General features: G+C 68.7%; 9 protein-coding genes. 3 read left to right on the top strand and 6 right to left on the bottom strand.

The window, feature by feature from the left end; all coding sequences use genetic code 11:
* Positions 1-269 precede the first annotated feature (269 nt).
* From DK254_RS32945 to phoB, 3 genes are all read right to left on the bottom strand, one after another.
* Positions 270-1610, bottom strand: a complete 1341-nt coding sequence (locus tag DK254_RS32945) for a hemolysin family protein (RefSeq protein ID WP_109937182.1) — start codon at positions 1608-1610, stop codon at positions 270-272.
* A 70-nt stretch (positions 1611-1680) separates the two neighbouring features.
* Entirely contained in the window at positions 1681-2976 is a 1296-nt protein-coding gene (gene phoR, locus DK254_RS32940) for a phosphate regulon sensor histidine kinase PhoR (RefSeq protein ID WP_109937181.1), read from the bottom strand.
* Positions 2977-3015: 39 nt separating this feature from the next.
* Positions 3016-3705: a phosphate regulon transcriptional regulator PhoB gene (gene phoB, locus DK254_RS32935; protein WP_089390722.1), complete on the bottom strand. Its 690-nt coding sequence runs from the start codon at positions 3703-3705 to the stop codon at positions 3016-3018.
* Between the two features lie 246 nt (positions 3706-3951).
* On the opposite strand from phoB, the gene DK254_RS32930 reads away from it, so the two are divergent.
* The gene (locus DK254_RS32930; protein ID WP_109937180.1) at positions 3952-4317 is read left to right on the top strand and encodes a hypothetical protein; all 366 of its coding nucleotides are present in this window, start codon (positions 3952-3954) and stop codon (positions 4315-4317) included.
* 205 nt (positions 4318-4522) lie between these two features.
* Here DK254_RS32930 and ubiA read toward each other — a convergent pair whose 3' ends face one another.
* The 3 genes from ubiA to glcC form a co-directional block, all read right to left on the bottom strand.
* Entirely contained in the window at positions 4523-5413 is an 891-nt protein-coding gene (ubiA, locus tag DK254_RS32925; protein ID WP_109937179.1) for a 4-hydroxybenzoate octaprenyltransferase, read from the bottom strand.
* A 27-nt stretch (positions 5414-5440) separates the two neighbouring features.
* Positions 5441-5998, bottom strand: coding sequence for a chorismate lyase (locus tag DK254_RS32920; protein WP_371921205.1), 558 nt, complete (start codon positions 5996-5998; stop codon positions 5441-5443).
* Between the two features lie 76 nt (positions 5999-6074).
* Positions 6075-6848 carry a transcriptional regulator GlcC gene (gene glcC / locus DK254_RS32915; RefSeq protein WP_109937178.1) on the bottom strand — a complete coding sequence of 258 codons (774 nt, stop codon included), beginning with the start codon at positions 6846-6848 and terminating at the stop codon, positions 6075-6077.
* A gap of 253 nt (positions 6849-7101) precedes the next feature.
* Between glcC and glcD the strand changes: the two genes are divergently transcribed.
* Both glcD and glcE read left to right on the top strand, forming a co-directional pair.
* On the top strand, positions 7102-8601 hold the full coding sequence (gene glcD, locus DK254_RS32910; RefSeq protein WP_109937177.1) for a glycolate oxidase subunit GlcD: 1500 nt from the start codon (positions 7102-7104) through the stop codon (positions 8599-8601).
* The gene (gene glcE, locus DK254_RS32905) at positions 8601-9680 is read left to right on the top strand and encodes a glycolate oxidase subunit GlcE (RefSeq protein ID WP_109937176.1); all 1080 of its coding nucleotides are present in this window, start codon (positions 8601-8603) and stop codon (positions 9678-9680) included. Before glcD ends, glcE begins: the two co-directional genes overlap by 1 nt.
* The last annotated feature ends 11 nt before the right edge of the window (positions 9681-9691 follow it).

The raw sequence follows: 9691 nt of genomic DNA, 5'->3' as shown, positions 1-9691 counted from the left end.
CTCTAGGGCGGTGGTCTTGCGGGGGGATGGATTCTGTCCGAGGCAGTCGGCAGGGTGATTCAACTGGTCAGACCGGTATGGGTGGCGAGTCCAATCGCGGACGGAGTCCGCTCCTACAGTCCCAGGAAACACCGTGTAGGAGCGGACTTTGTCCGCGATTGGCGGATAACGCCGTAGGCGTTATGCGCCCTACGAAAACACCGCCATGGCTCCATGCCCTGGCTTGCAGCTTGCAGCTTGCAGCTTGCAGCTTGCAGCTTGCAGCCGCTTCAATCCAACTTCACCACCTTGGCCAAAACGATCTTCGGCCCCTTCATCTTCTTCACGATGATGCGCAGGCCGTCGGCTTCCAGCACTTCTTCCTCTTCCGGCACGCGCTTGAGGGTCTCGTAGATCAGGCCGGCGAGGGTGTCCGCCTCGATGTGGTCGAGGTCGATGCCCAGCAGGCGCTCTACCTTGAACAGCGGGGTGTCGCCGCGCACCAGCAGCTTGCCCGGCTGGTAGGCGAGGATGCCGCGCTCGGTCTTGCGGTGCTCGTCCTGGATGTCGCCGACCAGCACTTCCAGCACGTCTTCCATGGTCAGGTAGCCGATCACCTTGTGGTCGGCTTCCTCCACCAGGGCGAAGTGCGCGCCGCCCTGGCGGAACTGCTCCAGCAGGCGCGACAGCGGCATGTGCTTGGTCACCAGCTCCAGCGGGTGGGCCAGCTCGTCGAGGTCGATGGTTTCCGGCTGGCTGTCGGTGGTCGCCAGTTCCAGCAGCAGGTCCTTGATGTGCAGCAGGCCGGTGAACTCGCCCTTCTCGGCGTCGAACACCGGGTAGCGGCTGTACTTGTGCCGGCGGATGGTCGCCAGCACGTCGGCCAGCGGCGCGTGGCGTTCCAGGTAGACCAGGTCTTCGCGGGAGTTGGCCCAGTCCACCACTTCCAGCTCGCCCAGCTCCACCGCCGAGGCCAGCACGCGCATGCCCTGGTCGCTGGGGTCCTGGCCGCGGCTGGAGTGCAGGATCAGCTTGAGCTCCTCGCGGCTGTAGTGGTGCTCGTGGTGCGGGCCCGGCTCGCCCTGGCCGGCGATCTTGAGGATGGTGTTGGCGCTGGCGTTGAGCAGCCAGATGGCCGGGTACATCAGCCAGTAGAACAGGTACAGCGGCACCGCGGTCCACAGCGACAGCAGCTCCGGCTTGCGGATCGCCCAGCTCTTGGGGGCCAGCTCGCCGACCACGATGTGCAGGTAGGAGATGATGAAGAAGGCGCTGAAGAAGGACACGCCGCGGATGACTTCCTCGGAATGCACGCCCACCGCGGCCAGCAGCGGCTCCAGCAGCTCGGCGAAGGCCGGCTCGCCGACCCAGCCCAGGCCCAGGGAGGCCAGGGTGATGCCCAGCTGGCAGGCGGAGAGGTAGGCGTCGAGCTGGTTGTGCACCTTGCGCAGGATGCTGCCGCGCCAGCCGTGCTGCTTGGCGATGGTCTCCACGCGGGTGGAGCGCAGCTTGACCATGGCGAACTCGGCGGCGACGAAGAAGCCGTTGAGCAGGACGAGGAGAAGGGCGAAGAGTACGAGGCCGAAATCGGCGAAATAGGTCAGCAATTCGCTACTGGGGGAAGGGTCCATGGTTCTGTTGGCTGATGAATGAGCGAGTAAGCATGGCGGCAGCGTGCGGCCGTGGCAAGACGACGTTGGTTCAGGCGACCTGCTGCCGGGGGAAGTGGCAGACGAAACTGCTGCCCTTGCCCGGCACGCTGCTGATGTCCAGGGTGGCGCGGTGGCGGATCAGCACGTGCTTGACGATGGCCAGGCCCAGGCCGGTGCCGCCGGTGCTGGCGTTGCGGCTGGAGTCCACGCGGTAGAAGCGTTCGGTCAGGCGCGGCAGGTGCTTGGGGTCGATGCCGATGCCGCTGTCCTGCACCGCCAGGTGCGCGCCCTGCTCGTCGCCCCACCAGCGGATGCGGATCTCGCCGCCCTCGGGGGTGTACTTCACCGCGTTGAACACCAGGTTGGAGAAGGCGCTGCGCAGCTCCGCCTCGCTGCCCTTGAGCTTCACCTTCGGGTCGGCCTCCAGGCTGATGCGGTGCCCGCGGGCGCCGGACAGCGCCTGGGCGTCGTTGCGGATGGCCAGCAGCATCAGGTCCACCGCCACCGGCTTGTTGTCCGCCGGGTAGTCGGTGGCCTCCAGCTTGGCCAGCAGCAGCAGGTCGTTGAGCAGACCCTGCATGCGCGCGGCCTGCTGCTGCATCTGCTGCAGGGCGCGGGCCCAGCGCGGGTTGATGTTCTCGGCGTTGTCGAGGAAGGTCTCCAGGTAGCCGGCGATCACCGTCAACGGCGTGCGCAGCTCGTGGGAGACGTTGGCGACGAAGTCCTTGCGCATCTGCTCCAGGCGCTGTACGCGGGTGACGTCGCGGGCCAGCATCAGGTGCTCGCCGTTGCCGTAGAGGGTGATCTGGAACTGCAGCAGCAGCTTGTCGTCCACCGGCGAGGGCATGTCCAGCGGCTCCTGGTAGTCGCCGCGGGCGAAGTATTCCTTGAAGCGCGGGTTGCGGATCAGGTTGGTCACCGCCTGGCCGCCGTCCTGCGGGCTCTTCAGGCCGAGCAGGCGTTCGGCGGCGAGGTTCCACCATTCCAGGTTGCCGTCGGCGTCGAGCATGACCACCGCATCGCGCAGCGCCGCGGTGGACTCCTGCATGCGGTCGATCACTGCCTGCAGGCGCCCGCGGGCGCGCTGGTTGCGCCGCTGCAGGTGGTAGATGCTGTCGAACACCTCGCCCCACAGGCCGTAGCCGTCCGGCGGCGGTTCGTCCTCGCGGTGGTTCTTCAGCCACTTGTGCAGGCGCAGCACCTGCCAGAGGGTCCAGCCGAGGTAGATGCCCAGGCAGCCTGCCAGGGCCCAACCGTATTGCCCGCTCACCACGCCGATCAGCGCGGCGGCGACTATCAACAGCAGCAGATGGCGGATCAGGGCGCCACGCCAGTCTTGGTTCACCAGGTCCTTTCCTTGTGAATATCAGGCGCGGGGGCGCGGTCAGCTCTTGGTGGAGAAACGATAGCCGGTTCCACGGACCGTCTGCACCAGGTTCTCGTAGACCTCGCCCAGGGCCTTGCGCAGGCGGCGGATGTGCACGTCGACGGTGCGCTCCTCGACGTAGACGTTGCCGCCCCACACCTGGTCGAGCAACTGGCCGCGGGTGTAGGCGCGCTCCTGGTGGGTCATGAAGAACTGCAGCAGGCGGTACTCGGTGGGGCCCATCTCGGCCGGCCTGCCGTCGATGGTGACGCGGTGGCTGATGGGGTCGAGCATCAGGCCGCCGACCTCGATCGGCGTCTCGCTGTCGCCGGCGCCGGTGCGGCGCAGCACCGCCTTCAGCCGCGCCACCAGCTCGCGCGGCGAGAAGGGCTTGGTGATGTAGTCGTCGGCGCCGACCTCCAGGCCCTGGATCTTGTTGTCCTCCTCGCCCTTGGCGGTGAGCATGATGATCGGGATGTCCTGGGTCATCTCGTCGCGCTTCAGGCGCCGCGCCAGCTCGATGCCGGAGGTGCCCGGCAGCATCCAGTCGAGCAGGATCAGGTCCGGCTTGCGGTCGACGATGGTGGCGTGGGCCTGCTGGGCGTTCTCCGCCTCCAGGCATTCGTAGCCGGCCATCTCCAGGGCCACGGCGATCATCTCGCGGATCGGCGCTTCGTCGTCAACGATGAGGATTGTCTTGCCAACCATGGTCTCGCCTCGGGAATTCTGTACTGCGCCGCATTAGATAACGGAATTATTACAGCGATGTGACGCGGGCATGTTAGCCGAGGCACATGCCCGGCGGGTGGCGGGGCGCTCTACTATGCTGATGTGACCGCCCCCACCGGGCGGCCCCACGCGCGTTCCCGGGGCCGTTGTGACGGCCTGCCCGACCTGCCGCCGTTTCCGGCCGCGCCTGTCTTGCGAGTCCGACCTCAGAAGAGGAGATTCACGATGAATTGCAAACACCTGGCGCTGGCCCTGTGCCTGGCGCTGCCGGCCATGGCGGCGCAGGCGGCGGAACCGGCGACCACCAAGAACGGCATGCTGGTCGATGCCAAGGGCATGACGCTGTACACCTTCGACAAGGACAGCGGCGGCAAGTCGGTGTGCAACGACAAGTGCGCGCAGAACTGGCCGCCCCTGGCCGCCGAGACCGGCGCTATGGCCAGCGGCGACTGGAGCGTGATCACCCGCGACGACGGCACCCAGCAGTGGGCCTACAAGGGCAAGCCGTTGTACACCTTCGTCCAGGACAAGGCCGCCGGCGAGGTGAAGGGCGACGGCAAGATGAACGCCTGGCACATCGCCAAGCCGTGATGCGGCGGGGGATACCCCTGTAGGAGCGGGCCCTGCCCGCGATTCGCGCGCAGGGCGCGCTCCTACAGGGAGCACGGGGCGTAGGGCGATACATCCTGCTCTTGTAGGAGCGAGCTTGCTCGCGAACCGCATGGCACCGCATTTGTTCGCGAGCAAGCTCGCTCCTACAGGAAGCCGTGCCTTGCCCGTAGGGTAGGCGCCAGGCTCAGCGCAGCGCGTAGTCCACCACGGTACCGACGAAGATCGCCAGGCCCGCCCAGTGGTTGTGCAGGAAGGCCTTGAAGCAGGCCTGCGGATCACGCTCGCGGGTGGAGTGGAATTCCCAGGCGAAGCAGCCGGCGGCCACCACCAGGCCGGCGTAGAACCACAGGCCCATGTGCAGCTTGCCGGCGGCCAGCACCAGCAGCAGGAGCATCAGGCCCTGCAGGCTGAGGTTGATCACCCGGTCGGCGTCGCCGAAGAGGATGGCGGTGGATTTCACCCCGATCTTCAGGTCGTCCTCGCGGTCGGTCATGGCGTAGTAGGTGTCGTAGGCCACCGTCCACAGCACGTTGGCGAAGAACAGCAGCCAGGCCGCGGCCGGCAGCGTGCCGCTGGCGGCGGTGAAGGCCATGGGGATGCCCCAGGAGAAGGCCGCGCCCAGCACCACCTGCGGGTAGTAGGTGTAGCGCTTCATGAAGGGGTAGAGCGCGGCGATGGCGGCGCCGCCGAAGGACAGCCAGATGGTCTGCTCGTTGGTGCACAGCACCAGCACGAAGCTGGAGGCCAGCAGGCTGAAGAAGGCGATCCAGGCCTCGCTCGTGGTGATCTTCCCGGTGGCCAGGGGCCGCGCCTTGGTGCGCGCCACGTGGCCGTCGAAGTCGCGGTCGGCGAAGTCGTTGATCACGCAGCCGGCGGCGCGCATCAGCACGGTGCCGAGGACGAAGATCACCAGGTTCTTCAGGCTGGGCAGGCCGCCGCTGGCCATCCACAGCGCCCACAGCGTCGGCCACAGCAGCAGGTAGATGCCGATGGGCTTGTCCATGCGCGTCAGCTGGATGAAGTCCCAGGCGCGGGGGTGCAGGCGGGCGAGGGGTTTGATCAGGGCGGCGAACATGGCGGGCTCCGACGGACGATCGGAGGATTATACGGCCTCGACTCCGGCAGCGCGCCACAGGCGCGGCAGGAACACCTCGGCCACCAGCACGCCCAGGCGGTCGCGGCGGAAGCACGAGCGGCGGCCCCAGAGCAGCACGCGGCGCACTTCCAGGGGCAGGAAGGGCGCGGGGTACAGGCACACCTCGATGACGTCGCGGCGGAAGGCGCTGTCGCTGAACAGCAGCTCGCCGAGCGAGCGCCTGCCCAACTGCGCCAGGTCGAAGCCCGAGGCCTCCAGGGCCGAGCGGGCCGCCACGCTGCGGGCGAAGACCCACGGCTGGCCGTGGCCGCGCAGGTAGACCTCGCGTACCCAGCCCTGGCTGTGGCTGGGCACGCCCAGGGCGGTGCACTCGTCGTTGCGCAGCACCTGCCAGCCTTCCAGCAGCGGTTCGACGCTGAAGGCGCCTTCGGCGAGGGCGGTGAGGCGGCGGGTCAGGGAGCCCTGGTCGAACAGCCAGTCGTGCACGGCGGGTTCGACGTTCGCCGGCAACTGGTCTTCGTTGAGCCAGTTCGGCAGAGGTACGGAAAGGTCGGACACGGGAATTCAACGCTGACGTAGGACCGCCGCAGGGTACCACGGATCGATGATCGTTAGCCTGCGACCTATCGCCCCCCGCGCCTCATTCCCAGCCCTGCAGGCGCATGGTGGCGCGGACCAGGCGCTGCTCCTCCTGCTCGATCTCGCGCAGGTTGTCGCGGATGCTGTGGATATGTTCGCGGGCGGCGCGCTGGGCCTGGTCCGGCAGGCGCTCGACGATGGCGTTGTACAGGCGCGTGTGCTGGCGGTCGATCTGCCGCTTCTGCAGCGGCCGGTGGTAGAGGTTGTTCACCGAGGCGAACACGGTGCTGAGCATCAGTTCGCTGAGCGACTGCAGGGTGTGCACCAGCACCGGGTTGTGCGAGGCCTCGCTGATCGCCCGGTGGAAGGCGTGGTCGCGGCGGGCGTGTTCGCGCGGGTCCGGCGGCGGCGTCTCGCTCTGGGCCAGGAGCATCTCCTCGTAGCGGCGCTTGAGCAGGATCAGGTCGGCATCGGTGGCGCGCAGCGCGGCCAGGCGCGCCGACTCGCCTTCCAGCAGGGCGCGCACCTCCAGCAGGTCGTAGAGGGTCCGTGGCTGCGAGGCGAACAGGTGCATCAGCGGCGTGGCGTCGTTGGCCCGGCTGAGGTCGGCGACGAAGGAGCCGCGGCCCTGCTCGGTGTCGATGATGCCGCGCCCGCGCAGGATGCGCAGGCCCTCGCGCAGCGCCGAGCGCGAGCAGCCGAGCTTGTCCACCAGGCGCCGCTCCGAGGGCAGGGCCTGGCCGACCTTGAGCACGCCATCGACGATCAGCCGCTCGATGCGCTCGGCCACCTGGTCGGCGACCCGCGCGCGGGCGCCGCTGCTTTGGCTTTCCATTCGTCCTCCAACTGGTCCTACCAGTTCGAATGCATGGCGCCACTCTAGACCACCCGATGCGCTTTGATAAGGCCGCTGAACGGCCTCCTGGCCGAAAGTCGAGTGTCTAAACTGGTAGGACCAGTGCTGCGGCAACTGGACGCAGGCTCGTCCGGCGGTCCAGTCTGCGCCGACCTGAGACCCGTCAGTCCAGCAGCCGCCCCGGTTCGCCGGGGCGGCGCCACCCATAAGAAAAACCACCGTGTGAGACCCGATGAACATCCTCTACGATGAGCGCCTCGACGGCGCACTGCCGAAGGTGGACAAGGCCGCGCTGCTCGCCGAGATGCGCGCCGCGCTGCCGGACCTGGAGATCCTCCACGAGGCCGAGGACCTGCGCCCCTACGAGTGCGACGGCCTCTCCGCCTACCGCAGCACGCCGATGCTGGTGGTGCTGCCCGAACACGTCGAGCAGGTGCAGACCCTGCTGCGCCTGTGCCACCGCATGCAGGTGCCGGTGGTCGCCCGCGGCGCCGGCACCGGGCTGTCCGGCGGCGCGCTGCCGCTGGAGCAGGGTGTGCTGCTGGTGATGGCGCGCTTCAAGCGCATCCTCGAAGTGAACCCCGAAGGCCGCTATGCCCGGGTGCAGCCCGGCGTGCGCAACCTGGCCATCTCCCTGGCCGCCGCGCCCCACGGCCTGTACTACGCGCCGGACCCGTCGTCGCAGATCGCCTGCTCCATCGGCGGCAACGTCGCCGAGAACGCCGGCGGCGTGCACTGCCTGAAGTACGGCCTGACCGTGCACAACCTGCTCAAGGTGGAGATCATCACCGTCGACGGCGAGCGCCTGACCCTGGGCTCCGACGCCCTCGACAGCCCGGGCTTCGACCTGCTGGCGCTGTTCACCGGCTCCGAGGGCATGCTCGGCGTGGTGGTCGAGGTGACCGTCAAGCTGCTGCCCAAGCCGCAGGTGGCCAAGGTGCTGATGGCCAGCTTCGACGACGTCGAGAAGGCCGGCCGCGCGGTGGGCGACATCATCGCCGAAGGCATCATCCCCGGTGGCCTGGAGATGATGGACAACCTGTCGATCCGCGCCGCCGAGGACTTCATCCACGCCGGCTACCCGGTGGACGCCGCGGCCATCCTGTTGTGCGAGCTGGACGGCGTGGAATCCGACGTCCACGAGGACTGCGAGCTGGTCGATGCGGTGCTGCGCAAGGCCGGCGCCACCGACGTGCGCCTGGCCCGCGACGAGGACGAGCGCGCCAGGTTCTGGGCCGGGCGCAAGAACGCCTTCCCGGCGGTGGGCCGGATTTCCCCGGACTACTACTGCATGGACGGCACCATCCCGCGCCGCGAGCTGCCGCGCGTGCTCAACGGCATCAGCGAACTGTCCGAGGAGCACGGCCTGCGCGTGGCCAACGTGTTCCACGCCGGCGACGGCAACATGCACCCGCTGATCCTCTTCGATGCCAACGTCCCCGGCGAGCTGGAGCGCGCCGAGGCCCTGGGCGGGAAGATCCTCGAACTCTGCGTGGCGGTGGGCGGCAGCATCACCGGCGAGCACGGCGTGGGCCGCGAGAAGATCAACCAGATGTGCGCCCAGTTCAACGCCGAGGAGCTGACCCTGTTCCACGCGGTGAAGGCCGCCTTCGACCCCCAGGGCCTGCTCAACCCCGGCAAGAACATCCCGACCCTGCATCGCTGCGCCGAGTTCGGCGCCATGCACATCCACCACGGCCAACTGCCGTTCCCGGAACTGGAGCGCTTCTGATGCAGACCCAGCACTTCGACCCCCAGGCCGGCCACGACCGCAGCGCCGAGCTGCTCGAACAGGTGCGCCAGGCCCTGGCGGAAAAGACCGCCCTGGCCATCCGCGGCGGCTCCAGCAAGGCCTTCCTCGGCCGCTGGGTGGAAGCACGCCCGCTGGATGTGGCCGGGCACACCGGGATCGTCTCCTACGACCCCACCGAGCTGGTGATCACTGCCCGCGCCGGCACCCCGCTGCGCGAGCTGAACGCCGCGCTGGACAGCGCCGGGCAGATGCTCGCCTGCGAGGCGCCCTGTTTCACCGACAACGCCACGGTCGGCGGCATGCTCGCCGCCGGGCTGTCCGGCCCGCGCCGGCCCTGGGCCGGCGCGGTGCGCGATTTCGTCCTGGGCACGCGGCTGATCAGCGGCCTGGGCACCCACCTGCGCTTCGGCGGCGAGGTGATGAAGAACGTCGCCGGCTACGACCTGTCGCGCCTGCTGGCCGGCAGCTTCGGTTGCCTGGGCGTGATCACCGAAGCCTCGTTCAAGGTCCTGCCCAAGCCGCGCTGCCGCATCAGCCTGCGCCAGGAAATCCCCCTGGAGCGCGCCCTGCTGCGCCTCGGCGAATGGGGCCAGCAGCCGCTGCCGCTGAGCGCCGCGGCCCACGACGGCAAGCACCTGTACCTGCGCTTCGAAGGCAACGAAGGCTCGGTGCGCGCCGCCTGCGACCGCATCGGCGGCGAGGCCCTGGACGACGCCTGGTGGGACGACCTGCGCGAACAGCGCCTGGACTTCTTCCGCGACCCGCGGCCGCTCTGGCGCCTGTCGCTGCCGGCGCTCAGCGCGCCGCTGGCGCTACCCGGCGAGCAACTGCTGGACTGGGGCGGCGCGCAGCGCTGGCTGAAGCCCGAGGCTGGCGCCGCGGAGATCCGCCAGGCGGTGAGCGCCGTCGGCGGCCACGCCACCTGCTTCACCCCGGGCCAGGTCGACGACCCGCTGCACCCGCTGCCGGCGCCCCTGCTCAAGCTGCACCGCTCGCTGAAGCGCCAGCTCGACCCGCAGGGCATCTTCAACCCCGGGCGCATGTACGCCGACTTCTGACGCGGATAGAC

The organism is Pseudomonas sp. RW407, from assembly GCF_003176655.1.
GTDB classification, from domain to species: domain Bacteria; phylum Pseudomonadota; class Gammaproteobacteria; order Pseudomonadales; family Pseudomonadaceae; genus Pseudomonas; species Pseudomonas delhiensis.
Note: the sequence above shows the minus strand (reverse complement) of the source record. Positions and strands in the feature narration are given on the sequence as shown.